General features: G+C 76.1%; 25 protein-coding genes. 16 read left to right on the forward strand and 9 right to left on the reverse strand.

Going from position 1 to position 24967, the window contains the following annotated elements; translation table 11 throughout:
- Nucleotides 1-22: 22 nt before the first annotated feature.
- Both ACWIX6_RS04790 and hpf read left to right on the forward strand, forming a co-directional pair.
- The gene (locus ACWIX6_RS04790) at nucleotides 23-871 is read left to right on the forward strand and encodes a ComF family protein (protein WP_448615701.1); all 849 of its coding nucleotides are present in this window, start codon (nucleotides 23-25) and stop codon (nucleotides 869-871) included.
- Between the two features lie 38 nt (nucleotides 872-909).
- Complete coding sequence (gene hpf, locus ACWIX6_RS04795) at nucleotides 910-1587, forward strand: ribosome hibernation-promoting factor, HPF/YfiA family (RefSeq protein WP_448615702.1); 678 nt, start codon at nucleotides 910-912, stop codon at nucleotides 1585-1587.
- Nucleotides 1588-1694: 107 nt separating this feature from the next.
- Here hpf and ACWIX6_RS04800 read toward each other — a convergent pair whose 3' ends face one another.
- Nucleotides 1695-2087, reverse strand: coding sequence for a pyridoxamine 5'-phosphate oxidase family protein (locus ACWIX6_RS04800; protein ID WP_448615703.1), 393 nt, complete (start codon nucleotides 2085-2087; stop codon nucleotides 1695-1697).
- A 79-nt stretch (nucleotides 2088-2166) separates the two neighbouring features.
- Here ACWIX6_RS04800 and secA point away from each other — a divergent pair, with 79 nt between their 5' ends.
- Nucleotides 2167-5295, forward strand: a complete 3129-nt coding sequence (gene secA / locus ACWIX6_RS04805) for a preprotein translocase subunit SecA (RefSeq protein WP_448615704.1) — start codon at nucleotides 2167-2169, stop codon at nucleotides 5293-5295.
- A gap of 156 nt (nucleotides 5296-5451) precedes the next feature.
- On the opposite strand, the gene ACWIX6_RS04810 is transcribed toward secA, so the two are convergent.
- Nucleotides 5452-6051, reverse strand: coding sequence for an Rv3235 family protein (locus ACWIX6_RS04810; RefSeq protein ID WP_448615705.1), 600 nt, complete (start codon nucleotides 6049-6051; stop codon nucleotides 5452-5454).
- 56 nt (nucleotides 6052-6107) lie between these two features.
- Nucleotides 6108-6986: a LysM peptidoglycan-binding domain-containing protein gene (locus ACWIX6_RS04815; RefSeq protein ID WP_448615706.1), complete on the reverse strand. Its 879-nt coding sequence runs from the start codon at nucleotides 6984-6986 to the stop codon at nucleotides 6108-6110.
- A gap of 88 nt (nucleotides 6987-7074) precedes the next feature.
- Here ACWIX6_RS04815 and ACWIX6_RS04820 point away from each other — a divergent pair, with 88 nt between their 5' ends.
- Entirely contained in the window at nucleotides 7075-7644 is a 570-nt protein-coding gene (locus ACWIX6_RS04820; RefSeq protein WP_448615707.1) for a hypothetical protein, read from the forward strand.
- A 27-nt stretch (nucleotides 7645-7671) separates the two neighbouring features.
- Here the strand turns inward: ACWIX6_RS04820 and ACWIX6_RS04825 are convergent, their stop codons facing one another.
- Nucleotides 7672-7929, reverse strand: coding sequence for a helix-turn-helix domain-containing protein (locus ACWIX6_RS04825; RefSeq protein ID WP_448615708.1), 258 nt, complete (start codon nucleotides 7927-7929; stop codon nucleotides 7672-7674).
- A 189-nt stretch (nucleotides 7930-8118) separates the two neighbouring features.
- Between ACWIX6_RS04825 and ACWIX6_RS04830 the strand changes: the two genes are divergently transcribed.
- From ACWIX6_RS04830 to ACWIX6_RS04845, 4 genes are all read left to right on the forward strand, one after another.
- Nucleotides 8119-8874 carry an SAF domain-containing protein gene (locus ACWIX6_RS04830; protein WP_448615709.1) on the forward strand — a complete coding sequence of 252 codons (756 nt, stop codon included), beginning with the start codon at nucleotides 8119-8121 and terminating at the stop codon, nucleotides 8872-8874.
- Entirely contained in the window at nucleotides 8874-10154 is a 1281-nt protein-coding gene (locus ACWIX6_RS04835; RefSeq protein ID WP_448615710.1) for an AAA family ATPase, read from the forward strand. Before ACWIX6_RS04830 ends, ACWIX6_RS04835 begins: the two co-directional genes overlap by 1 nt.
- Nucleotides 10155-10252: 98 nt before the next feature.
- Nucleotides 10253-11647 (forward strand): WS/DGAT/MGAT family O-acyltransferase, encoded by a 1395-nt coding sequence (locus ACWIX6_RS04840; protein ID WP_448615711.1) that lies wholly within the window; start codon nucleotides 10253-10255, stop codon nucleotides 11645-11647.
- A gap of 120 nt (nucleotides 11648-11767) precedes the next feature.
- Nucleotides 11768-12271, forward strand: coding sequence for a DUF6912 family protein (locus tag ACWIX6_RS04845; RefSeq protein WP_448615712.1), 504 nt, complete (start codon nucleotides 11768-11770; stop codon nucleotides 12269-12271).
- A 5-nt stretch (nucleotides 12272-12276) separates the two neighbouring features.
- Here ACWIX6_RS04845 and ACWIX6_RS04850 read toward each other — a convergent pair whose 3' ends face one another.
- Entirely contained in the window at nucleotides 12277-16638 is a 4362-nt protein-coding gene (locus ACWIX6_RS04850) for an FtsK/SpoIIIE domain-containing protein (protein WP_448615713.1), read from the reverse strand.
- Between the two features lie 150 nt (nucleotides 16639-16788).
- Between ACWIX6_RS04850 and ACWIX6_RS04855 the strand changes: the two genes are divergently transcribed.
- Nucleotides 16789-17082 carry a WXG100 family type VII secretion target gene (locus ACWIX6_RS04855; RefSeq protein ID WP_448615714.1) on the forward strand — a complete coding sequence of 98 codons (294 nt, stop codon included), beginning with the start codon at nucleotides 16789-16791 and terminating at the stop codon, nucleotides 17080-17082.
- Between the two features lie 46 nt (nucleotides 17083-17128).
- On the opposite strand, the gene ACWIX6_RS04860 is transcribed toward ACWIX6_RS04855, so the two are convergent.
- Both ACWIX6_RS04860 and ACWIX6_RS04865 read right to left on the reverse strand, forming a co-directional pair.
- Entirely contained in the window at nucleotides 17129-18052 is a 924-nt protein-coding gene (locus ACWIX6_RS04860; protein WP_448615715.1) for an HTTM domain-containing protein, read from the reverse strand.
- Nucleotides 18049-18537, reverse strand: coding sequence for a hypothetical protein (locus ACWIX6_RS04865; RefSeq protein WP_448615716.1), 489 nt, complete (start codon nucleotides 18535-18537; stop codon nucleotides 18049-18051). The genes ACWIX6_RS04860 and ACWIX6_RS04865 overlap by 4 nt, the downstream gene beginning before the upstream one ends.
- Before the next feature lie 124 nt (nucleotides 18538-18661).
- Here ACWIX6_RS04865 and ACWIX6_RS04870 point away from each other — a divergent pair, with 124 nt between their 5' ends.
- Complete coding sequence (locus ACWIX6_RS04870) at nucleotides 18662-19168, forward strand: MaoC family dehydratase (protein WP_448615717.1); 507 nt, start codon at nucleotides 18662-18664, stop codon at nucleotides 19166-19168.
- Between the two features lie 34 nt (nucleotides 19169-19202).
- On the opposite strand, the gene ACWIX6_RS04875 is transcribed toward ACWIX6_RS04870, so the two are convergent.
- Nucleotides 19203-19616, reverse strand: coding sequence for an NUDIX domain-containing protein (locus tag ACWIX6_RS04875; protein ID WP_448615718.1), 414 nt, complete (start codon nucleotides 19614-19616; stop codon nucleotides 19203-19205).
- A gap of 96 nt (nucleotides 19617-19712) precedes the next feature.
- Here ACWIX6_RS04875 and ACWIX6_RS04880 point away from each other — a divergent pair, with 96 nt between their 5' ends.
- From ACWIX6_RS04880 to ACWIX6_RS04900, 5 genes are all read left to right on the forward strand, one after another.
- Nucleotides 19713-20336 (forward strand): DUF6758 family protein, encoded by a 624-nt coding sequence (locus ACWIX6_RS04880; protein WP_448615719.1) that lies wholly within the window; start codon nucleotides 19713-19715, stop codon nucleotides 20334-20336.
- Between the two features lie 166 nt (nucleotides 20337-20502).
- Nucleotides 20503-20658: a hypothetical protein gene (locus ACWIX6_RS04885; RefSeq protein WP_179653873.1), complete on the forward strand. Its 156-nt coding sequence runs from the start codon at nucleotides 20503-20505 to the stop codon at nucleotides 20656-20658.
- Between the two features lie 7 nt (nucleotides 20659-20665).
- Complete coding sequence (locus ACWIX6_RS04890) at nucleotides 20666-21406, forward strand: PH domain-containing protein (RefSeq protein WP_448615720.1); 741 nt, start codon at nucleotides 20666-20668, stop codon at nucleotides 21404-21406.
- An 82-nt stretch (nucleotides 21407-21488) separates the two neighbouring features.
- Nucleotides 21489-22346 carry a PHP domain-containing protein gene (locus ACWIX6_RS04895; RefSeq protein WP_448615721.1) on the forward strand — a complete coding sequence of 286 codons (858 nt, stop codon included), beginning with the start codon at nucleotides 21489-21491 and terminating at the stop codon, nucleotides 22344-22346.
- 95 nt (nucleotides 22347-22441) lie between these two features.
- On the forward strand, nucleotides 22442-23287 hold the full coding sequence (locus ACWIX6_RS04900; protein WP_448615722.1) for a RecB family exonuclease: 846 nt from the start codon (nucleotides 22442-22444) through the stop codon (nucleotides 23285-23287).
- 16 nt (nucleotides 23288-23303) lie between these two features.
- On the opposite strand, the gene ACWIX6_RS04905 is transcribed toward ACWIX6_RS04900, so the two are convergent.
- Complete coding sequence (locus ACWIX6_RS04905) at nucleotides 23304-23933, reverse strand: LysE/ArgO family amino acid transporter (protein WP_448615723.1); 630 nt, start codon at nucleotides 23931-23933, stop codon at nucleotides 23304-23306.
- A 70-nt stretch (nucleotides 23934-24003) separates the two neighbouring features.
- Between ACWIX6_RS04905 and ACWIX6_RS04910 the strand changes: the two genes are divergently transcribed.
- Nucleotides 24004-24897, forward strand: coding sequence for a LysR family transcriptional regulator ArgP (locus ACWIX6_RS04910; protein ID WP_448615724.1), 894 nt, complete (start codon nucleotides 24004-24006; stop codon nucleotides 24895-24897).
- Nucleotides 24898-24967 lie beyond the last annotated feature (70 nt).

Below are 24967 nucleotides of genomic sequence, written 5' to 3' on the forward strand. Positions count from 1 at the left end.
CGGCCGGGGGCAGGCTGCTCCGGTGACCCCCGACGGGCGCGCGAGCCCGGCGGCGGGGTGGCGGGCGTTGACCGACCTGGTGTTGCCGCGCACCTGCGCCGGCTGCGGGGTCCCGGGCAGCGGCGTGTGCCCGCGCTGTCGCCGCTGGCTCGCCGCCCCGCGGCTGGCGACGCCGCGCCGGCACCCGGTGGGGATGCCGCCCACCGTGGCGGCCGGTCCGTATGCCGGTCCCGTCCGCCCGGTCGTGCTGGCCTTCAAGGAGCAGGGCCGCGCCGAGCTGGCCCGCCCGCTCGGCGCGGCCCTGGCGCTGGCCGTGACCGTGCTGCTCAGCGGGCTGCCCGACGCCGCCGGCGCCGTCCGCGGCCCGGTGGTCCTGGTCCCGGTGCCCAGTTCCGCGGCGGCGGTGCAGCGCCGCGGACGGGACCACGTGCGGGAGCTGGCCGGGTGGGGCGCGGCCGAGCTGCGGGCGGCGGGGGTGCCGGCCCGGTCGGTGCCGGTGCTCCGCCGGACGCGGGGCACCCGGGACTCGGCCGGCCTCGACGCGACCGAGCGGCGGAGCAACCTGGCCGGCCGGTTCCGCGCCCGGCCCCCGCGCGGCGGTCTCCCGGTCGGCACCGTGGTGCTCGTGGACGACGTGGTGTCCAGCGGCGCGACGCTCACCGAGGCGGCGCGGGCGCTGTCCGCCCTGCTCGCCGACGCCGGCGCGGCCGGCACCGGGGACCCGGCCGGGACCCGGCCGGCGGTCGCCGCGGTGGTCGCGGCCACCCCGCGGCGTCCCGTGCAGCGGCCTCTCCCGGGCCGCGGGGAGGCGTTCACGGTGCGCGACCGGAGCGGCACTGATCGACTGTCGGGTCCGGCCGGACAGGGCTAGCGTCGGTTGGATCACACCCCGCTCAACCGGGAGGGTTCATGGAGATCGTGGTCCGTGGTCGCAACGTCGAGGTGCCGGAGCACTTCCGCCAGCACGTCGAGGACAAGGTCGGCCAGCTCGAACGGTTCGACGGCAAGTTGATCCGCATCGACGTCGAACTGCTGCACGAGAAGAACCCACGCCAGTCCGACCACTGCCAGCGCGTGGAGATCACGCTGCGCGGCAAGGGCCCGGTCGCCCGAGCCGAGGCCGACGCCCCGGACTTCTACGCGGCGCTGGAACTGGCCGCCCACAAGGTGGAGAACCGGCTCCGGCGGGCCAACGACCGCCGGCGGGTGCACCACGGCCGGCGGACCCCGGCCAGCGTGCGGATCGACGCGGCGCCAATGGACGCCACCACTCCCGCGGTCGAGGCCGTCGCACGCGACCGCGCACTCGCCGAAGGCCCGCACGTCACCGACCTCGACGAGCACCTCCCCGGGCAGATCGTCCGGGAGAAGGTGCACCCGGCGACCCCGATGCACGTCGACCAGGCGCTGCACGAGATGGAGCTGGTCGGGCACGACTTCTTCCTGTTCCTCTGCGCCGACACCGGCCAGCCCTCGGTCGTCTACCGACGGCACGCCTACGACTACGGCCTCATCCGGCTGGGCGCATCGCTCACCAGCACGGACGGCGCCTCAGCCGGAGCCGCGCGCCAGCCGGCGGGCGTCTGAGGAGGGACCTCTGCGCCCCCCCAGCCCTCGCGAGCTCGGGCCGGGGCCCTGCACAGGGGCCATGCCCGGCGGGCCGTCTCCCTCGGGGAGGCGGCCCGCCGCCGTCCCTAGGCGTTGCCGAGCACCCGGTCGACCGCTATCTCGATCACCACGCGGGACGGGTTCTCCCGCGGCTGCCGGTAGCGGCGCGCGTACCGGGCGACGGCGTCGGCCACCGCGGCCGCGTCGTCGCGCACCTGCGCCGTCCCCTCCAGGGTCAGCCAGCGGCGGCCGTCGACCTGGCACACCGCCACCCGCGGTTGCCCGGCGCGCACGTGCCGGGCCTTCTGGGACGTCCCGGAGGTGATCACCCGTGCGGTCCGGGTGGCCGGGTCGTAGGTCACCCCCACCGGGACGACGTGCGGGCTGCCGTCCGCGCGCAGCGTCGTCAGCGTCGCCAGGTGCCGCTCCTCCAGGAAGGCGAGGGCGCTGGCACCGAGGTCGTCGAGGTCCCTGGACACACCGCGCACGCTACGGCCCCCGGCGCACCGGGTCGGTCGGGTGAGGACCGTTGACAGCTCCGCCGCCTACGCTGGGGCCGTGGTGTTCAACAGGATCCTGCGTGCCGGTGAGGGCAAGATCGTCCGACGGCTGTCGAAGATCGCCGACGCGGTCGAGTCCCGCGAGCCCGAGGTCACCGATCTGACCGACGCCGAGCTGCGCGCGAAGACCGACGAGTTCAAGGAGCGCTACGCCGACGGGCAGAGCCTGGACGTGCTGCTCCCGGAGGCCTTCGCCGTCGTCCGGGAGGCCGCGACCCGGACCCTCGGTCAGCGCCACTACAAGGTGCAGCTGATGGGCGGTGCCGCGCTGCACCTGGGCAACATCGCCGAGATGAAGACCGGTGAGGGCAAGACCCTGACCGGTGTGCTGCCGGCCTACCTCAACGGCCTGGCCGGCTCCGGCGTGCACGTGGTCACCACCAACGACTACCTCGCCCAGCGCGATGCCGAGTGGATGGGGCGGGTGCACCGCTTCCTCGGGCTGTCGGTGGGCACGATCCTGTCCGGTCAGAAGCCGGTCGAGCGCCGCGAGCAGTACGCCTGCGACATCACGCACGGCACGAACAACGAGTTCGGCTTCGACTACCTGCGCGACAACATGGCCTGGTCCAAGGCCGACCTGGTCCAGCGCGGGCACGCCTTCGCCATCGTCGACGAGGTCGACTCCATCCTCATCGACGAGGCCCGCACGCCGCTGATCATCAGCGGCCCGGCCGAGACCAGCGCCCGCTGGTACGGCGAGTTCGCCCGCATCGCCCCGCTGCTCAAGCGCGACCGGCACTACGAGGTCGAGGAGTCCAAGCGGACGGTGGCGATCACCGAGGAGGGCGTCGAGTTCGTCGAGGACCAGCTCGGCATCGAGAACCTCTACGAGGCCGCCAACACGCCGCTGATCGGCTACCTGAACAACGCGCTGAAGGCCAAGGAGCTCTTCCACCGCGACCAGCAGTACATCGTCAGCAACGGCGAGGTCCTCATCGTCGACGAGTTCACCGGCCGCGTGCTCGCCGGACGGCGCTACAACGAGGGGATGCACCAGGCCATCGAGGCCAAGGAGAAGGTGCAGATCAAGGACGAGAACCAGACCCTCGCCACGATCACCCTGCAGAACTACTTCCGGCTCTACGACAAGCTCGCCGGGATGACCGGCACGGCGCAGACCGAGGCCGCCGAGCTGTCCCAGACCTACAAGCTGGGCGTCGTCCCGATCCCGACGAACCGGCCGATGGTCCGCGAGGACCGCGCCGACGTCATCTACAAGACCGAGAAGGCCAAGTTCGACGCCGTCGTCGAGGACATCGCCGACCGGCACGAGGCCGGCCAGCCGGTGCTCGTCGGCACCGCCAGCGTCGAGAAGTCCGAGCTGCTGTCGAAGTTCCTGCTCCGCAAGGGCATCAAGCACGAGGTGCTGAACGCCAAGAACCACGCCCGGGAGGCGGCGATCATCGCCGAGGCCGGGCGGCTGGGGGCGGTCGTCGTCGCCACCAACATGGCCGGTCGCGGCACCGACATCCAGTTGGGCGGCAACCCCGACTTCCTCGCCGACGAGGCGCTGCGGGCCCGCGGTCTGTCGCCGGCGGAGACCCCGGAGGAGTACGAGGCCGCCTGGGACGACGCGCTGGCCAAGGCGCGCGAGCAGGTGGCGGCCGAGCACGAGGAGGTCACCGAGGCCGGCGGCCTGTACGTGCTGGGCACCGAGCGGCACGAGAGCCGGCGGATCGACAACCAGTTGCGTGGCCGCTCCGGGCGCCAGGGCGACCCGGGCGAGTCCCGCTTCTACCTGTCGCTGGGCGACGACCTGATGCGGCGCTTCAACGGCCCGATGCTCGAGTCGATGATGAACACGCTGCGGGTGCCGGAGGACCAGCCGATCGAGTCCAAGATGGTCAGCCGCGCCATCCGGTCCGCGCAGACCCAGGTCGAGCAGCAGAACTTCGAGATCCGCAAGGACGTCCTGAAGTACGACGAGGTCCTCAACCGGCAGCGCACCGTCATCTACGACGAGCGCCGCAAGGTGCTCGACGGCCAGGACCTGCACGTCCAGGTCCAGAGCATGGTGGACGACGTCATCGGCGCCTACGTCGACGGCGCCACCGAGACCGGCTACGCCGAGGACTGGGACCTGGCCAAGCTGTGGACCGGCCTCAAGGCCCTCTACCCGGTCGGTCTGGACCGGCAGGACCTGCTGGACCGGGTCGCCGACGGTGATCAGGCCGCGCTGACCGCCGACGTCCTCAGGTCCGAGCTGCTCGACGACGTGCACGCCGCCTACGCCGCCCGCGAGGAGGCGCTCGGGTCGGAGGTCATGCGGGAGCTGGAGCGCCGGGTGCTGCTGTCCGTGCTGGACCGCAAGTGGCGCGAACACCTCTACGAGATGGACTACCTGCGGGCCGGCATCCACCTGCGCGCGATGGCCAACCGGGACCCGGTCGTGGAGTACCAGCGCGAGGGCTACGACATGTTCAACGCGATGCTCGACGGCATCAAGGAGGAGTCGGTCGGCTTCCTGTTCAACCTGGAGGTCAAGACCGCCGAGCAGCAGGCGGCCGAGGCCGCGGCGAAGCAGGCCGAGACCGAGGCGGCCGCGCTGGCCGCCGCGCAGGCGGGCACCGAGCGGGTGCTCGCCCGCCAGCGGGCCGCCGCCGCTCAGGCTGCCGCCGCCCAGGCCGCCCAGGCTCAGGCCGCTGCGGCGCCGCCGGCTCCGGCTCCGGCGACGCCAGCAGCCCCGGCTCAGGCGTCCCCTCCCGCACCGTCGGCAGCTCCGGTCGGCAACCGCAACGGCAACGGGGCCGCGCCGCCGCCGGCGACGGCTCCGACCGCGCCGGCGGCAGCGCCCGCGCCGGCGGCCGCTCAGGCCGGCACCGCCCGCCGGGTCCGCCGGCCCGCCGCGGCGGCAGCCCCCGCGCCTGCCACGGACGGCCCCGCGCCGGCCGCGTCGAGCACCGGGACCGGCCCGGAGCTGGCGGTGAAGGGACTGGAGGCGCCGAAGCAGGAGGCGCTGACCTACAGCGCTCCCAGCCTGGACGCCTCGGCGAAGGACGGCGGCCGCTCCAAGGCCGCCAAGTCGGCCACGGTCACCGGCACCAAGGAGACCCCGCGCAACGCCCCGTGCCCCTGCGGCTCGGGCAAGAAGTACAAGCAGTGCCACGGCGCCGCCGGGCACTGAGAAAGGTGGAAGGACCCGGCTGCCCCCCACCACTCGCGGGCTCGCGGTGGGCCCCTGCAGCCGGGCCTGCCTCGCGAGCTCAGGGCGGGCTCCTGCAGCGAGGCCGCTGACCAGGAGCCCCGGGCGGGGATTCCGCCTCCGGGACCGTCTGCGGGGTCAGCCCACCTGCAGGGCGGTGCAGCGCCAGCGCCCGTCGATCCCCTCGAGCCGCGCCGCGACGGCATGCGCCCGGCCGCTCCGCCGGACCACGGCGCTGACCTCGGCGACCCCGTCGACCGGCTCGCAGACCCGGACCGAGGTCACCGCCAGCGCGGCGGTGCCCTCCGCGCACCAGCGGGGACGTCGCCCTGAGCTCAACGCGGCGAACAGCGCCGGGGTGACGACCGGCCGCAGCTGGGCGATCGGCCGCCGTCCGGCGAAGGCCTCGAGGGCCAGGGTCACCAGCCGCCGTCCGGCACCGGTGGCCTCGGGGAGCTCGGTCCGCCGGGTGTGCCTGGGGCCGAACTCCGGGTCGACCCCGGGGAACTGGGCCGGGGCGTCCATCCTCGGCCGGGGACCCGGCGGCGGCGCCTGCCGATCCGGGTAGCGCCCCGGCACGACGAGGGCGACGGGACCCCGCGGCTGGACGGCCGGCGGCCCAGGGGTCCGCACCACGGTGAGCCGCAGCGGTGACCGTCGGGGATCCGTGGCGGCCGGCGACGCGGCGGACGTCAGGTCGCCGGCGGGCACGGGGGCCGGGGCCAGGGGGGCACTCACGGCGAGCCTCCTGTCGGTGGTGGTGGCGGGCACGGGGGACGCGCCGGGGGCGGGTCTCACCGGGGTGCGGCGGGACGAGGCGTGGCGAGAGGGGGCGCGCTGAGCACCTGTCCGGGCAGCAGCAGGTCGGGATCGGGACCGATCACCCCGGCGTTGGCCTGCCACCAGGCGTGGACCGCGGCCAGGACGTCGGCGTCGCCGACCGGGGCGCCGGGACGCTGCGCGGCCAGCCGGTCGGCGGCGATGTCCCAGAGGCAGTCCCCGCGCAGGACGACGTGCTGGTCCGCTGCCGGGCCGGCCGGGGCCTGGCTCGGGGCGGGAGCCGGTGCCGGGCTCGACGGGGTGGCGGTCGGCGGTGCGGGCCAGTCCGGCGGCCCGCCTCCGTCCGGCTCGTCCGCCTCGGCGCCGACCGACGGGCCCTCGGCGCCGACCGGCGGGCCCTCGGCCCGGCCGGCGGGCCAGTCGGCCACCGGGCCTCCGATCCCGGCCCCCGTCGTGGACGTCAGGTCGTCGGGTGCGGGTCGGTGGTCGGCGGCCGCCGTGAGCACCGCCGTCCCCGGGTCCAGCGCCGGGACGGCGGGGACGGCCGACAGCGGCGCCCCGGCGCCCACGGTCAGCCCCACGGCCATGGCGGCCAGCCGTCGCGCCCCTGCCGGCAGCAGCGCCATCAGCAGCAGGTCGGCCGTCCGGCCGACTGCCCCGGGGAGTGCTGACAGCGCGGTCAGGACCAGCCCCAGGACACCCCAGGCCCAACAGGCCCAGCCTGCCGCGGCGGCGACCGGGACCAGCAGCGCGTCCACGCCGGCGGCGTCCACCAGCGCCTGCGGTGCGATGACCGCTGCCCACGCCCGGGCGCTCTGCGGACCCAGCCCCGCGAGCGCCCAGGCGACCGCCGCCATCACGACCGACGTCGCCGTCCAGCGCCCCAGTGACATGCCCACCTCCTCGACGGTGTGACGAAACACCACCAACCGCATCAAACGCAACCAAACGCAAGGACTTGTGGACAGCTAGCCTGGTCCGGTGCGCTGGGAGCAGCTGTTCGCCGACCTCGAGGCACAGTTCGCCGGCCAGTCCCCGGACGACGACGCAGCCGAGGCCGCCTCCCGGTCCCGGGCCGAGTACGGCCGGTTGCTGCTGACCGACCGGCTGCGCGGAGCGCAGGGCCGACCGGTCACCCTCACCTGCCGGGGGGTGGGTGAGCTGAGCGGCCGGCTGCTGGAGGTGGGGGTCGACTGGCTGCTGCTCGTCGACCCGGCGGGCCGGGAGCTGTTGGTCGCGTCAGCAGCGGTGCGCGCGGTCGGCGGCCTGGCCGCGGTCACCACACCGGTCGGCGAGATGGGTCAGGTGGCCCGGCGGCTGGACCTGCGCCGGGCGATGCGGGGGCTGGCCCGGGACCGGGCCGTCGTCTCCCGCCTGCTCGACGAGGGCACGGTGCTGACCGGGACGGTCGACCGGGTGGGCGCGGACTTCGTGGAACTGGCGGAGCACCCCCTCGACGTCCTCCGGCGCCGGGGTGCGGTCACCGGGGTGCGGGCGGTCCTCCTGGACGCCGTCGCTGCGGTCCGCACGGCGCGACCCGCCGAGGACTGAGGCCGCGCGTCCGACCGGCGGCCGCGCTCAGCGGGTGCGGTCGACCTCGTGCTCGTCGGGGACCCGCTCGCCGTCGGCGGCCTGCTCGGCCGGGGTGGCCCGGGCCTCGGCGTACTTCTGCTGGATGAACCGCTCCAGCTCGTCCTTCTCCACCCGCCACTGACCGCGGCCACCGATCTGGATGGCGATCAGCTCCTTGCGGCGGACCAGCGCATAGGCCTGGGACCACGAGACGGCGAGGATCTCGGCCACGTCGTCGAGCGTCAGGAACCGCTGGGTCGCCATCAGGTGTCCGTCTCCGTCGAAGGTGCGGCCAGTCTGTCAGCCGCCCGGTCCGGGCCGGTCCCGCCACCCGAAGGTGTGGACAACCGGTGCGCGCAGGTCCGCGGCTCGGTCATGATCTCCCTCCGCACCCGGCGACGGGCAGCCGCCGGCGTCGCCGGGGATCGAACGCGGGTGGACGGGAGTGCAGGGATGACCGTGTCGAGAGGCGCGCCGACGGTGGTCGGTCGCCCCACCGGCGGTGACCCCGCACCCAGCGGTCCCCGTCCGCGTCGGGTCGGACCGCCGCGCTGGCTGGACCTGCGTCTGGTCCTGGGTGTGCTGCTGGTGCTCGGGTCGGTCCTGGTGGGCGCCCGTGTGCTCACCGCAGCGGACGCCACGGTCCCCGTGTGGGCCGCGTCCACCGACCTGTCCGAGGGCACCGTCCTCGCCGACGGTGACCTGGTCGCCGTCCCGGTGCGCCTGGACGACGTGGCCCCGGCCTACCTCGCCACGAGCACCCGGCCCGAGGGGCGGGTGCTCACCCGTGCCGTCCGGGCGGGGGAGCTGCTGCCGCGGTCGGCGCTGGACGAGCCGACCGGCAGTGTTCAGCTGGCCCTCCCGGTGCAGGCCGGCTACGTGCCGCCCGGCCTGGACCGCGGCCGACTCGTCGACGTCTACGCCGTGGCGGACCCGGCGGTGGGCGCGACCGGTGCCGGTGGCGCCGCCGTCGACCTGGTGGTGTCCGCGGCTCCGGTCCAGGCGGTGTCCGGGCGCGGCGACGGGGTGCTGTCCACCGCCACCACCACGCTCCAGGTCGTCGTCGCGGTCCCCGCGGAGCAGGCCGCCGGCGTGCTGGCCAGCATCGGCGGGCGCGGCCTGGTCGTGGTGGTCCGGGACGACGTGGACGCCGCTCCGCTGCCGGGCGCGGTGCCTCCGGCGGGCGCACCGGCTGGGCCCACCGGCTGATGGCCCTGCAGGTCTTCACCGCCGTCACCGGAGCCGCCTGGGAGTCCGAGCTGGTGGGCGCCCTGGACCGCGACGACCACGGCGTCACCGTGGTGCGGCGCTGCGTGGACGTCGCCGAGCTGCTGGCGGCCGCAGCCACCGGGACGGGGCAGGCGGCGCTGCTGTCGGCCGACCTGCGTCGCCTCGACGGGGCCGCGGTCGCGCGGCTGGCCGCGGCCGGTGTGGCCGTGGTCGGGCTGGTCGAGCCGGGCGACGAGCCGGCGACCGACCGGCTGCACCAGCTCGGGGTCGCCCGGGTGCTGCCGGCCGACTCGTCTCCGGAGGTGATCGCCCGGACGCTCCGGGACGCCGTGAGCGGCGGTGTGGTGCCCGGGCGCGACATCGCCGACCCCCGCACCGCGCTGCCTGCCCTCGGCCTCCCGGCGGAGCCCGCGGCACCTCCGGCGGGACCCGGCCGGGTGGTCGCCGTCTGGGGCCCGACCGGCGCCCCCGGGCGGACCACCGTCGCGGTGGGGGTGGCCGACGAGGCGGCCCGGCTGGGCGTCGGCACCCTGCTGGTCGACGCGGACGTCTACGGCGGCGTGGTGGCCCAGGTGCTCGGGCTGCTCGACGAGTCACCGGGCATCGCGGCCGCCGCCCGGCAGGCCGGGAGCGGCGCCCTGGACGTCGCCGCGCTCACCCGGCTCGCCTGGTCGGTGCACCCGCGGCTGCGGGTGCTGACCGGACTGGCCCGCGCCGACCGCTGGCCGGAGCTGCGGCCGGCAGCCGTCGCGACGGTGGTCGAGCAGGCCCGCAGGCTGGCCGCGCTCACCGTGCTGGACTGCTCGTTCAGCCTGGAGGAGGACGAGGAACTGTCCTTCGACACCGCGGCGCCCCGGCGCAACGGCGCCACCCTCGCGCTGCTGGAGGCCGCCGACGAGGTGCTGTGCGTCAGCGGTGCCGACCCGGTGGCGCTGCAGCGCACCGTCCGCGCGCTGGCGGAGCTGCGCGAGGTGCTGCCGGACGTCCAGCCGCTGGTCGTGGTGAACCAGCTGCGCCGGGGGCCGGTGCCCGGGGACCCGCGGCAGGAGATCGCCGCCGCCTTCGAGCGCTTCACCGGGCAGCCGGTGCACGCCTTCCTGCCGGCCGACCGCCGGGCCACCGACGCCGCGCTGGCCGCCGGCCGCACCCTCGCCGAGGTCGCCCCGGGCTCGGTGCTGCGCACCGCGCTGCGCGGGCTGGCCGCGCAGCTCGCCGACGTCCCGGAGCCCGCCCGCCGAGGCCGTCGCGGACGCCGCTGAGCGGCCCGGCCGGGGCACGGTGGCGGGCGCAACCGGTCGGGTGCCCCCGCCCCGCCGCGGGGACGTAGCGTGAGGGACCCGCGAGCGAGGAGGACCACGTGGTGGAACGGCTGACCGCACTGGACGCGTCGTTCCTCTACCTGGAGGACCCGGACACGCCCATGCACGTGGGCGGCGTGCTGGTGCTCGAGTGCCCCGCCGGGGTGCTGGACCACGACGCGCTGGTCGACCTGGTCCGGGCCCGGCTGCCGCTGGTCCCGCGGTACCGGCAGCGCGTGCTCGAGGTGCCGGGGCACCTGGCGAACCCGGTCTGGGTGGACGACCCGGACTTCGACGTGAGCTACCACGTCCGGCGGTCGGCGCTGCCCCGCCCGGGCACCGAGGAGCAGCTGCTCGACCTGGTGGCCCGGCTCACCGCCCGGCCGCTGGACCGGCACCGCCCGCTGTGGGAGATGTACCTGGTCGAGGGGCTGGCCGGTGGCCGCAGCGCGGTGGTCACCAAGACGCACCCGGCGCTGGTCGACGGGATGAGCGCGATCGACATCGGCCAGGTCATCCTGGACAGCAGCCCGGACGCCGAGGCCGCCACCGCGCCGGACACCGACGACTGGCGACCCCGGCGCGCGCCCGGCTCGGTGGCCCTGGTGTGGGAGGCGTGGGAGGAGTACCTGCGGCGGCCCACCGCCGTCCTGGAGACCGCCCGCACCGCTGCCGGCGACGTGCGGGCCACCGCCTCGCGCTGGGTCGGGGTCGCCGGGGGGCTGCTCACCGCCGCCGCGCGGACCGCCGTGCGGCCGGCCCCCACCAGCCCGCTCAACGCCCCGATCGGCAGGCAGCGGCGGGTCGCGGTCGCCCGCGCTGCCCTGGACGACATCAAGGTGGTCCGCAAGGCACACGGGGGCACCGTCAACGACGTGCTGCTCACCGTGGTGACCGGCGCACTGCGGGAGTGGCTGCTGTCCCGTGGCGAGCCGGTGGTGGGCTCGACGTCGGTCCGGGCCCTCGTGCCCGTCTCGGTACGTGGCGACGACGAGGACGTCACCACCGTCTCCTCGCTGCTGCTGGACCTGCCGGTGGGGGAACCCAACCCGCGGGTGCGGCTGGCGCGGATCAGCTACGCCATGCGGGCGCTGACCCAGAGCAACCAGTCGGTGGGCGCGGACACCCTCAGCGCGCTGTCCGGGTTCGCCCCTCCGACGCTGCACGCGTTGGGGGCGCGGGCTGCCAGCGGGCTGTCCCGCCGGCTGTTCAACCTCGTGGTCACCAACGTCCCCGGCCCCCAGACGCCGCGGTACGCCGGGGGAGCGCGGATGGTGGAGGTCTTCCCCGTCGTCCCGCTGGCCAAGGGACAGGGGCTCGCGATCGGGCTGACCAGTTACGACGGCACCGTGTTCGTCGGGCTCAACGCCGACCGGGACAGCATCAGCGACGTGCACGTGCTGGCCGACCTGATCGAGCAGGAGGTCGCCTTCCTGGTCGAGACCGCCTCCTGACCGTGACTGCCGGCACGGGCCCGGCAGGAGCGCGGGCGGGGGAGCCAGGGAGGGTGCCGGGAAGGGTTCGGCGCGCCCGGCGTTGTGTCCGCTGTCCGACGACTGAGGGAGGCGACCGGGGTGCGCGTGTACCTGCCGGCCACGACCACCGTGCTGCAGCGGTTGCTGGACCAGGGCCGGCTGGAGGCGCCGTTCACCGTCTTCGCGGTGACGCCGCAGCTGCGCGAGCACTACCCGCTGAGCGACACCGACGAGGAGCTGGAGTACGCCGCGCTGCTGGCCGCGGCGCGGGCGAGCCTCCGGCTGATCGACGTCGACCCCACCGCGGCCCGCCGCCGGGTGGTGCTGGCCGCGGACGTGCCGGACACCGCGGTCACCCCGATCGAGGACGACGCGGCGGACGCCGGTGCCGCACGGGTGCGGGTGGACCTGCCGCTGGCGGCCGTGGCCAGCGCGCACGTCGACGTCGCCGAGGCCGAGGCCGACGTCGCCCGGGCCGTCGGTGTGGTCCTCGAGGCCGACCTGGGCAGCGACGACGCCCAGTTCGTGGTCGACCAGGCAGAGGGCCACGAACTGGCCTGGTACGCGACCCAGGAGATCGGACCGGTCCTCGAGCTGCTCTGAGCGGCTCATCCGACGTCCGCGGGGTCGACGGGCCCCGCGGCCGCACGACCCGGAGCAGCGCCCGCCACCCGGTGCCGGGCCACCTGCACCCGCCGGGCGCTCCCCCCGGTGACGAGCCAGCCCGACCCCGGGCGGGGCGGCAGCGGGGTCCGGGGCAGACGGATGCCGAGCAGCTGCCCGTCCGCCGCCGTGGGCCGCAGCAGCAGCGCCGTGCGGCTGCGGCGCAGCGTCACCGTCGGACCCCGGAACGCGCCCGCCAGGTCGGGGGCGCCGCCGGAGGCCAGCACCAGGAGCTCCCGGCCCGGGCCGGCGAGCGACGCCACGGCGTCCGCCATGGCATCGGGGAGGGCGGTGACGTTGTCGGCCACCACCACCGATGGCCGGCCCGCCGCGGCCGCCCAGACGTGGAGTGCCTCGACGTCGCCGACGTCGGCGGTCGCCCCGTCCGCGTTGCCGGGACGGTCGGGGTCGGGCCGGGCGGTACGGCCGGATCCCGGGCCGCCGAGCTGCAGCACCCGGGCGCCGGCGTGCCGGCAGCGCGCGGTGAACGCCCGCAGGGCGGAGGTGCGTCCGCTGCCCGGCGGCCCCACGACGAGCAGGCCGCCGCTGCGCAGCAGGTCGACCCCGATCGTCCGGCCGTCGTCGTCCCCGGGGCCGATCGCCAGCCACAGTCCGCCGCTGCCCCCGCCCGCCTCCGCCAGGTCGAGGACGGGGTCGGCCGGCAGGGTGACGATGGAGATGGCCGGATCGGCGGTGGAGATGGCCGGATCGGCGGTGGCGGGACCGGCCGGGTCGGTGGCCGGTCCCGAACCGGAGTCCCCCCACTCGCGGGGGAGGGCGAGCTGGCACTCCTCGGCGTCCTCACCGACGACGGCCCGCCCGGGCGGGCGAGTGCTCGGGACGGCCCGGGGCGGGACGCCGGCCACGGCGTAGTCCGCCCGGTCGGGCAGCGGGAGGACCAGCCGGGTACACGCGGCGGCTGCGAGCCGGCTGCCGGGGACCGCCCGGTCCGCGGTGACGACGCAGGTCAGTCCGGCGGCGGCGCCGTCGCGGAGCAGCCGCAGGAAGCCGCTCGACCCGCCACCGGGGTCCATCTCGTCGAGCTGCGCAGCAAGACCCTCCCAGCCGTCGACCAGCAGCAGCAGGTGCGGACCGCCGGACGGCCCGTCGGCTCGACGGCGGTCGACGGCGTCCTGGAGCCGGGCCACCAGCCGCTCGCTGCGGTAGGGGTCGTCCTGGCCCACCGCCGTGCCGGTGTGCGCCAGCCGGGCTGCCTCCGCCGCGAGCCCCCCGCCGCCGCCGTCGAGGACGTGCACCTGCAGCCGGCCGGGTGGCAGCCGGTGGACCGCCTCGCGCAGCACCGTGCGCAGGGCGGTCGTCCGCCCGCTCCGTGGCCCTCCCACGACCAGCCAGCCGCCGCCGACCGCCAGGTCCAGCACCAGCGGGCGCTGGCGCTGGGTGTCCGGCGAGTCCAGCAGACCGATGGCCAGCGCGGTGTCCGCGGGGCGGCCGCCGTCCCCGGGGTCCAGGTCCTCCGCCCGGAGCCGGTCGGTCAGCGGCGGCAACCACGGGCGGGGCGGGAGGTCGAGCCCCTCGGCCGCGGCGCGGATCCGCAGCGCGGCGACGACATCCGCCAGCTCCCCGGCCGGCCGGGCCCGCCCGGTCGCCGGGTCCGCCGGTGCCGTCGTGTCGGGTGCCGGCGCGGGTGGCCACGACCGGCGACGGACCCGGACCCCGGCGGTACGGCGTCCGGGACCGCCGGCGACCCGGGCCACCTGGAACAACCGCGGTGCAGCGCTGCCGGCCCGCAGGTAGGCGCGTCCGGGCCGGCGCACCGGGAGGAAGGCGGCGAGCGGACTGCCGAGCACGTCCCTGGAGTCGGTCTCGTCGGTGGTGCGCAGGCAGATCCGCAGTGAACAGTTGGCCCGGATCTCCGGACTGACGACCCCGGAGGGCCGCTGGGTGGCCAGGACGAGGTGCACGCCCAGGGACCGCCCCCGCTGGGCCATGCCGACCAGTCCGCTGACGAAGCCGGGCAGCTCCTCGGCCAGCGTGGCGAACTCGTCGACGACGATGACCAGCCGGGGCAGCGCGACGTCGGCGGCCAGCTCGGTGACGTCCCGGACGCCGTGGCCGGCCAGGACCCGCTCGCGGCGGGTGAGCTCGGCGACCAGCGAGCGCAGCGCCCGCTCGGTGGAGCGGGAGTCCAGGTCGGTGAGCAGCCCGACGGTGTGCGGCAGTGCGGCGGTGTCGGCGAAGGCGGCTCCGCCCTTGTAGTCGACGAGCAGGAAGGACACCCGGTCCGGCGGCTGGTGCAGGGCGAGACTGGTCACCAGTGTCTGCAGCAGCTCGGACTTGCCCGCACCGGTGGTCCCGGCGACGAGCGCGTGCGGCCCCTGCGCGCACAGGTCGAGCGTGACCGGTCCGGAGGTGTCCTCGCCCAGCACGCACAGCAGCTCGCCGCGGCCCCGGCGCCAGCTGCCCGAGACGGCACCGACCGCGGGGTCGACGCGCAGGCCCTCCGCCGGGACGTCGCGCAGCCGGCAGCTGTCGGGCAGGCCGCCGGACACGGCGGGCGGCGCGAGCGGGGCGAGCGACCGGGCGGCGTCGGCGGCCACCGTCTCGGGCACCGGGTCCAGGACCAGCTCGCGGTCGGTCGCCTGGCCACGTCGCCACAGACGGCCGAGCGAGCCGGTCTCCCCGGTGACGGTGACGGTCGCCGCGGCGGGTACGGCCAGCCGGCTGCGCGACTCCGCCAGGGCAAGGCAGAGCACGTCGTCCGCGGCCGTCAGGGCCGCCGCCGTCTCCGGCCCCACGGGTGCGTCCAGGACCACGACCGTCACCGGGCGCGCGGCGACCGGGCTCGCGCCGGGCTCCGTCGTCGCCGACTCGGCGAGCAGGGCCAGCAGGGCGGCGTCGAGGTCATCGGTGCGGTCGCCGTCCCCGCCGACGGCGAACCCGGCGACGTGCGGGAGCCAGGTCGTCCACCGCCAGTCGGCGGCGTGACCGGCGGAGGCGGCGACCACCACCCGCAGCAGGCCGGGGGGCACCAGCGTGGTGAGCTGCAGGAGCAGCCCGCGGAGCACACCGGCGGTGGGCGCTCGGGGGCCCACCAGGCCGAGACCGCCGCTCGCCGCCAGGTCCACGGTCACCGGCACGGAGGCCGCGGTCACCACCTCGCGCGCTCCGTCGGCGGCCGACCGGAGCACGGAGGTCGGACCCGGGCCGAGGCCGAGCCGGACGACGACCGGTCCGCGGCCGGTACCGGTCCGGGACCACAGCGGGCTCGACCGGCGCCGCGCGGCCACCACCAGTGCCGCCGGATCGGGATGGGCCTCGTCCAGGTCGGCGGCGGCCCGGGCGAGCGCGGCGGTCAGCCGTGTCTCCGCAGCCTCCTGCGCCGCGCGGTGGTCGCTCGACGACCGGCGGCGGTCGCGTCTCCCGGACACCCGGTCGGACAGCCAGCCGCCCACGGCCACGACCGGACCGAGCAGTGCGAAGAACAGGAACTGCGGGGTCGCCAGGACCCAGGCCATCAGCAGGCCGGCGACCGCCGGCACGGCGACGGCCACCCAGCCCAGCCGGCGCCGGGGACGCTCCGCCGGCGCGGCCGGGAACGGGACGACCACCTCGGGGGCGGCCCGGCCGGGTGCCGGGACCGGGGAGACGCGCACCCGGCCGGCGGGAGCCGGCCGGCAGTCCAGCGGCACGCCCGAGGGGCCGGTCAACCGGACGGCGCTCGCGCCCACCGACACGACCCCGCCCACCGGCCAGGGCACCGGTGCCGTGCCCAGCCGCGACGTCCCGGTCGACGTCCGCAGTTCGCTGCCGTTGGAGGACCCGAGGTCGGCCACGGTGACCCGCCCGGCGCGGACACCGACCTGCAGGTGCCGCCGGGAGACGTCCGGGTCGGTCAGCGGGAGACGCCCCGCGGCACCCCGCCCGATCACCAGGTCGCCCTGCCGCAGGGGCGCCACCCGCCCGGCATCGGGGCCCCCGACGACGTGCAGTTCCAGGGCACCGTCCCCGACGCGGCCCGGAGCCTCCGTGTCGCGGTCCCCGGTCGGGGGACCGGCCCGGTCGACGCCGAGTGCGGCGCCGTGCCGCAGCGGCGCCGCGGACAGCGGTGTCGCGGGCGGGAGCGGCGAGGACCCGCACCAGAGCGACCCGGCCGGCAGTCCGAGAACCGGGGACAGCGCGGCCAGCACCTCGCCGAGGGTGCTGCTGTCGGGCGCGTCCACGTCGACGTCGACCGGCCCGCCGGGGGACCAGAGCGTCCAGCTCCGGGTCCCGCCGTCCGGGACCAGCGGGCCGGCGGGGGCGGCACGGGTCGGAGGGCCGTGGGTCGGCGCGGACGTCGGGGACACGGGTCGATCCTCAGGTCCGCGGGACCGCGGCACGACGACCGGCGGCGACCTGTGGACGGCGGCCCCTCCTGTGGACAGCGGACCCGCCCGGCCGGCCGGGGCTGCCTAGCGTCGACCCGACCGGGAGGTCCCCGGACCGGAGGAGGAGTCATGAGGGTCGACATCGCGACGCTGCACACCATGGCCGGACGGTGCTCGAGCGAGGCCGCGGACACCACGTCACGGCACGCCACGCTGTCCAGCGGCATCAACAGCTCGGTGCTGGAGGGCTGGACCGACAGCCAGGCGGCGGTGCAGTTCAGCGAGCTGTACGAGAAGTGGCGGTTGTCCAGCCAGGGGGTCAGCGAGGCGCTCACCGGCATGGGGCAGCTGCTGAACAGCGTGGCGGCGGCCTATCAGCAGCACGAGACCGAGATGGCCGCCCGGATCGGGGCGATGATCTGACCGCGGCCGGCGGCGGGACGGTGTCGCGCGGCCGAGGGCTCCGCGGTCAGCCGGTCCCGACGGCGGGCACCGGGTGCCGGGGGCCGCCTCCGGACACCGCGCCCCGCGCGGTGGTGAGCCGCTCCCACGGCAGGATCGACAGGATCGCGATGCAGTGCGGCAGGAAGATGATCGTGACGCCGGCGTAGACCATGACGTGGAAGCCGAGCAGGAAGAGGACCAGGCCGACGCGGGCCCGGTCGGTGCGGACCAGGAGCATGAGCGGCGCGGCGAACTCCAGCACGAGCATGACCCACTGCGCCGCCGACAGCAGCCACGGCACCTCGAGGGTCCACGTCGACAGGTCGGTGCCGCGCCGCACCACGGCCCGGGTCAGCGTGGAGCCGGTGGCCCAGTCGAAGCCGCCGAACCGCATCTTCGCCCAGGCCGCCAGGAAGTAGGTGAGCATCACCGTCACGAAGACCGCGGCCATCGCCCAGCCGGCGGCCTCCGACGAGCGCCGGTCGCGGAACCGGGCCCGACCCACGGTCGGCAGCACGGCGAGGGCGACAAGGAAGGCGATCCGGTCGTGGTCCACCTTGCCGTAGCTCATCGCGATGACCATCCACTCCGCGTAGAGCACGAAGACGGCCAGGCCGAGCAGCCTCGGCGCACGGCCGGTGGCCGCCGCGAGCGCGGCGACCACCAGCGCCCACTGGACCACCACGACGACCGTCGCCGTCGGGACGGGCAGGTGCAGCAGTTCGCCGATGCGCAGGGGCTGGTAGTAGGCGGTGGGGACGTCGGCGTGCGCGCGCACCCAGGCGGTGGTCAGGAAGACGTCGACCGGGACGAACAGGTAGGCGATGACCCGGAACACCGCGATCCGGGCCAGCGGTACCGGCCGGAACCACCAGCGGGCGGTCAACGGCGGGACCCGGGTCGTCTCCGGGGAGTCGTCCGCCGGCAGGGCGTCCAGCGCCGCGCTCACGGCTGCCCGTCCAGCTCGTGCGCGACCAGCACCGTGTCCTCGTAGGCGCCGGTCCGCGCGCCGTCGCGCAGCTCGAACCGGCGCTGGACGACCTGCACCTCGACCAGCTCGGGTCCACCGGGGTGCTGCTCCGTGTAGGAGCCGGCCAGCAGGCCCAGCAGCTCGGGCTCGGCCTGCAACCGGGGCAGCTGGCCCTCGAACTCGGCGCGGCGCAGGCCCACCTGTCCGCCGGACAGCCGCACCTCCTCACCCGCCGCGGTGACCCCCACCACCCGGGTCGAGACCACGGGCGCGTCGGGGTCGGCGCGGGTCGAGTACATCTTGAAGGGGCCGAACGGGAAGTCGGCGTCGGTGCCCCACAGCGTCCCGGCCAGCAGCGCGACCAGCACCGCCACGGTGGCCGTCAGACGCGACAGCCGGCCGGCTCTCGACAGCCCGACGACGTCGGGCTCCGCCGGCGCGTCAGGAGGGGACTGCAGCTGCACCCGCCCATCGTAGGATCGGCGCCCCTCCATCCCGGTCACCCTCGCCCCGTGCCGTCGCCTCCTGCCGGTGACCCGTGGCGCACCGACCGCAGGACCTGGATCCGTCGACCGCGGGAGCGCAGCCATGCAGTTCGGCCGGTACTACGAGGAGTTCGAGGTCGGCGCGGTCTACAGGCACTGGCCCGGCAAGACCGTCACCGAGTACGACGACCACCTGTTCTGCCTGCTCACCATGAACCACCACCCGCTGCACCTGGACGCGCACTTCGCCGGGGAGACCACCGAGTTCGGCGAGAACGTCGTCGTCGGCAACTACGTGTACTCGCTGCTGCTGGGCATGAGCGTCCCCGACGTCAGCGGCAAGGCCATCGCCAACCTGGAGGTGGAGTCGCTGCGGCACGTGGCCCCGACCTTCCACGGGGACACGATCTACGGCGAGACCACCGTGCTGGACAAGACGGAGTCGCGGTCCAAGGACGACCGCGGCGTCGTGTACGTGGAGACCATCGGCTACAAGCAGGACGGCACCGTCGTCTGCGTCTTCCGCCGCAAGGTCATGGTCCCCAAGCGCTCCTACGGGGACAGCCGCGGCGGCGAGCAGCCCGGTCGTCCCGAGCCGATCCGCCGCTGAGCGCGCGGTGCCGTCGCGGCCGGGTGCCGGGGTCTCAGCGGGGGAGCACGCCCCAGCCGGTGAGGGCGGCCACCAGTCCCGGCGTGCAGGCCAGCGTCGCCAGCCCGGCGGCGTCCACCCAGGCGACGTCGGCGGCGTCGTCCCCGGCCACCGGCATCTGACCGGGTCGGGTGGGGGAGCAGGCGTAGTCCGCGACGGTGAAGACCACGCCGTCGCCGGGGATCCGGACCCGGCCCACCAGCGCGCCGGCGGACACCTGCAGGCCGGTCTCCTCGGCGACCTCGCGGACGACGGCGTCCAGCTCGGACTCCCCGGGCTCGACCCGTCCGCCGGGCACCGACCAGAGCCCCCGGCTGGGCGGGTTGCCGCGCCGGACGAGGAGCAGGCGCCCGCGGTCGTCGTGCACGACCGCGCCCACGCACGGCACCTCGACCGGTCTCTCGGGCACCGGGCGAGGCTACGGCCGCTCGTCCGGTCGCCGCGATCGGGCCCTGCGGTAATCGGTGCTTGACGTGGACCCGCCGGAACAGGACGGTGAGCGGCGATGAGCGTGTCCCCGGTCTGCCCTCGCTGCGGCGAGGTGCTGGTGGTCCGTCCTGGGTCCACGGCCGAGGGGTGGTGTCACCTGCACGCCGCGGTCACCCCGCTCCACCACACCGTCGTCGTGGCGCACGACGCGATCAGCGCCGTCTGCGCCGACGCCCGGGTGCCGGCCTGGGTCCCGGACCCGATGCCCACCGACTGGGCGGTGACCGGGCTGGCCTGGGGCGGCGAGCCGGGCGCCCGGGCGATCGTCGTCGCCTGCGCCGGTCCGGCTCCGCTGGGCGGTTCCGCCGAGCTGCTGCTGGTCGCCGAGGAGCCGGGCACCGGGCTGGGCTGCGGCTACGCGGGACTCCCCGGCGTGGACCCCGGCGAGCTGATCGACGGGCCCTCCGCCGCGGCGGTCCGGGCCGCCGGGCAGCGCGCGCCGCTGTGGCCGGTGCCCACCGGCGACGACCGCGCCGCCTTCGTCGGGGAGGCCTACGGCGTCTGGCTGTGGCTGGTCACCTTCCCGGCCTCGGCCGCCTGGCTGCTCGCCGAGGACCTCGGCCTGCTCGACCTGCGCGACCGGGTCTACCCCGACCTGCCCCTCGGGCCGACGAGCGAGCACCTGCTGCCCGGTCGCTGACCGACCGCCCGGTCACCGGGCGGTCACGGCACGCCGGGGACCCGGCGTGGCGCGTGCGCGACGGGAGAGGCGTCTGTTACTCATGTGTCGCGACCCGCCCGGTCGTGGCGTCGCCGCGTGCACGAGCCCGCGTCCGTCGTGACCAGCGCACGAAGGGAACGGTGCGGTGCTGAAGAAGGTCCTCACCTGGCTGGCCATCGCCTTCGTGGTGTTCTACGTGATCAAGGCCCCCGAGTCCTCGGCCGAGATCGTCCGCAGCGCCGGGCAGGCGCTGGGTGACGCCGCCTCGTCGCTGGCGGCCTTCGTGGGCTCGCTGGCCTAGCCGGATCGTGCCCGGTCCCTCGCGGGAGACCAGCCCGCAGGAGCCCGACCCTCGTCAGCCGCGCACCCGGCAGACGCGGTGGGGCAGGGACGCAGCCAAGTACCTGCTGGACGACGAGCCGCCGGTGATCGCCACCCGGCGGCACTGGGCCGTGCTCTCCCGCCCCGCGGTGCGCGGCGTGCCGGCGTTGCTGGCCGGCGTCTGGGTCCTGCAGTTGGACCCGACCAACTCCGTCAGCAGCGGCGCCGGCCTGCTCGTCGCGCTGGGCGCGCTGGGGTACCTGGGCCTCTACGTCGCCGAGTGGCGGGTCCGGCACCTCCTGATCACCCGCCGACGGGTGCTGCTGACCTCCGGGGTGATCATCCGCAGGGTCGCGATGATGCCGCTGCGCCGGATCACCGACCTCACCTACCAGGAGACCCTCTTCGGCCAGGTGCTCGGCTACGGCACCTTCCGGTTCGAGTCCGCCGGCCAGGACCAGGGCCTGGACGTCATCGACTTCGTCCCGCAGCCCGACGTCTTCTACCGGAAGCTCAGCCAGCTGATGTTCGGCACCGACGCCTCCACCAACCCGGTCGACGACGAGGACGGCACCGGGTCGACGGACGGCCGGCCCCCTCCGCGGACCGGGCGGCGCGGCCGGGCCCGCAGCGCACCGCCGCCCCCGCCGCCGCCGCCGTCCCGGTCCGGCCAGCGGGACACCGCGCCGATCCCCCGCGTGCCACCCGACGGCGGACCGGAGGACTGAGCCCCCGCGCCCGGCGGCCCGACCGCGGCCGGCGGGCCGGAGCCGCCGGGTGCTCCGGCGGGGAGTGGGGCAGGGTGGGTGCGTGCGCATCGACCTGCACACCCACTCCTCGGTGTCCGACGGGACCGACAGCCCGGCCGGGCTGCTGGCGGCCGCCGCCGCGGCCGGGCTCGACGTCGTCGCGCTCACCGACCACGACACCACCGCCGGATGGGGTCCGGCGCAGGAGGCCCGTCCGGCCGGGCTGACGGTGGTCCCCGGCATGGAGCTGTCCTGCCGCTGGTTCCCCGACGACCAGCCGCCGATCAGCGTCCACCTGCTGGGGTACCTGTTCGACCCGCTGCACCCCGCGTTCGTGGCCGAGCGGGCCCGGCTGCGCGAGGAGCGGCTCACCCGCGGCGAGCGGATCGTCGCCGCACTGGCCGCCGACGGCCACCCGGTGGTGTGGACGGAGATCCTCGAGCGCAGCGCCGGCGGCGTGGTCGGCCGGCCGCACATCGCCCGGGCGCTCGTCGAGGCCGGCGTCGTCGCCTCGGTGGACGAGGCCTTCGCCGACCTGCTGCACCACCGCAGCCCCTACTACGCGGCCAAGGCCGACACCGACGTGCTCGACGGGATCGCCCTGGTCCGGGCCGCGGGCGGGGTCCCGGTGTTCGCCCACGGCCTGGCCCGCTCGCGCGGCCGGGTGGTCGGCGACGCGGCGGTCGCCGCCATGGTGGGCGCCGGGCTGCTCGGCCTCGAGGTCGACCACCCCGACCACACCGGCGAGGAGCGGGCGCACCTGCGCCGGCTGGCCGCCGAGCACGGCCTGCTGACCACCGGGTCCAGCGACTACCACGGCAGCAACAAGCAGACGCCGATCGGTGCCTGCACCACGGACCCGGAGCAGTACGAGGCGCTGCTGGCCGCGGGGACGGGCAGCGCGCCGCTGACCGGGTGACCGGCGGGACCTGTCGGTGCCCCCGGTTACCGTGGCGGCGTGCAGACGACCGGGGTGCGGGACGGCGCGGTGACCACCGGGGACGGCGGCCGGCGGTGAGCGCGCAGCTGGAGATGCCGGGCATGCCCGCGCGGCTGTTCGCCTGCACCCCCAGCAAGCTGGCCACCTTCGCCGACTGTCCGCGCCGCTACCGGTTCGCCTACGTGGACCGTCCCTCGCCGCCCAAGGGGCCGCCGTGGGCGCACAACACCGTGGGGGCGGCGGTGCACGCGGCGCTGCGGTCGTGGTGGGAGCTGCCGGTCGAGCGGCGCACCCCGGCCGCGGCCCGGCAGCTGCTGTACGGAGTCTGGTCCCGGGCGGGCTTCCGGGACGACGAGCAGGCCGACCGGTGGAGGTCCCGGGCGGCCGTCTGGCTCACCGACTACGTCGCCGGGCTCGACCCCGCCGAGGAACCGGTCGGCACGGAGCGGACCGTCGGCGCCACCACCGAGCGGCTGGCCCTGTCCGGGCGGGTCGACCGGATCGACCGGCGCGGCGACGAGCTCGTCGTCGTGGACTACAAGACCGGCCGGCAGCCCAGCTCGGAGGACGAGGCCCGCGGGTCACCGGCGCTCGCGCTCTACGTGCTGGGCGTGCGCCGGACGCTGCGACGACCGTGCAACCGGGTCGAGCTGCACCACCTGCCCTCGGGCACCGTCGCGGCCTTCGAGCACACCGACCGGTCGCTGGCCAACCACGTCCGCCGGGCCGAGGACATCGCCGCCGACATCGGCACCGCCACCGAGGCGCTGGCCGGCGGCGCGGACGTGGACGAGGCCTTCCCACCCGTGCCCGGGCAGCAGTGCAGCTGGTGCGACTTCCGCGCCGCCTGTCCGACCGGCCGGGCGGCCGCCCCGGCGCGGGAGACCTGGAGCTTCCTCCCTGCGGAGGACGGCGGCTGAGACCGGAGCCGAGGGGTCAGTCGCCACGGACGCCACGGACGGCGAGCGAGACGGCCAGCGCGACCATGACCACCGCGATCGTCGCGTCGAGCACCCGCCAGGCGGCCGGCCGGGCGAAGACCGGCCGGAGCAGCCGGGCGCCGAAGCCCAGGGCGGTGAACCAGGCGATGCTGCCGACGGCGGCCCCGGTGGCGAACGACCATCGCTGGTCGCCGTAGGTGCTGGCCAGCGAGCCCAGCAGCACCACGGTGTCCAGGTAGACGTGCGGGTTGAGCCAGGTCAGCGCGAGGCAGGTGGCCACGGTAGCGGCCAGGCCGGTGGCCACGCCTCCGGGACCGGCCTGGAGCGCCGCCGGCCGCACGGCGCGCCGCGCGGCCAGCAGTCCGTACCCGAGCAGGAACGCCGCGCCGGCGAAGCAGACGACCGGCACCAGCCACTGCTCCCGGTCGAGCAGCGCTCCGGCACCGGCCACGCCCGCCATGATCAGCACCACGTCGGACAGCGCGCAGACGGCGACCACCGCCGACACGTGCTCGGTGCGCAGCCCCTGGCGGAGGACGAAGGCGTTCTGTGCCCCGATCGCGACAATCAGGGACAACCCGAGCCCCAGTCCGGCGGCGGCCGCGAGCAGCGGGGAGGGGATCACGGTATCGACGCTAGGCAGGGACGCTGCGAAAGCCCAGCTTCACTTGCTCACGCTGCATTAGCGTGTCTTCATGGAGCTCGACCTGGCGCAGCTGCGCGCCCTCCAGGCGGCGGTGTCCGAGGGCAGCCTGGACGGGGCCGCCCGGGTGCTGCACGTGACCCCGTCGGCGGTGAGCCAGCGGCTGCGCGCCCTGGAGTCGGCGACCGGGCGGGTGCTGCTCGTCCGCAGCCGCCCGGTGCGGCCCACGCCGTCCGGCGAGGCGGTGCTCCGGCTGGCCCGCCAGGTCGACCTGCTGACCGCCGACACCGTCCGCGAGCTGGGCGACTCCGCGCCGGTCACCGACGGCGGTCCGGTCGTCGTCCCGATAGCGGTGAACGCCGACTCGCTGGCCACCTGGGTCCTGCCGGCGCTCGCCCCGCTGGCCGGGGAGATAGCCTTCGACCTGCGCCGGGAGGACCAGCAGCACACCAGCGCCCTGCTCCGGGACGGGACCGTGGTGGGCGCGGTCACCGCAGAGCCCGACCCGGTGCCCGGCTGCAGCGCCACCCGGCTGGGCAGCATGCGCTACCGGCCGATGGCCACCGACGCGTTCGTCGCACGGTGGTTCCCCGACGGCGTGACGACGGCGGCGCTGGCCGCCGCACCGGTCGTGGTCTTCGACCGGCGCGACGAGCTGCAGCACGAGTGGCTGCGCGCCAGCACCGACGTCCCGGTCCACCCGCCGCAGCACTTCGTGCCCTCGTCCGTCGACTTCGTCCAGGCGGTGCGGCTGGGCCTGGGCTGGGGGATGGTCCCTGACCTGCAGCTCGTCCCCGGGGACGACGCACGGCTGGTCGCGCTCGACCCGGCCGGTGGCGTGCACGTCGTCCTCCACTGGCAGCAGTGGAAGCTGCGCTCGCCGTCCCTGGACCGGGTGGCCGCCGCCCTGCTGGGTGCCGCCCGTCAGCACCTCGACCAGCGCTGAGGCTCCGAGCGCCGACGGCCCCCTGCAGGGTCCCGCCGTCGGCCCCGTCCCGATGGCCCCCTGCAGGGTC

It is taken from the genome of Modestobacter sp. URMC 112, assembly GCF_053502575.1.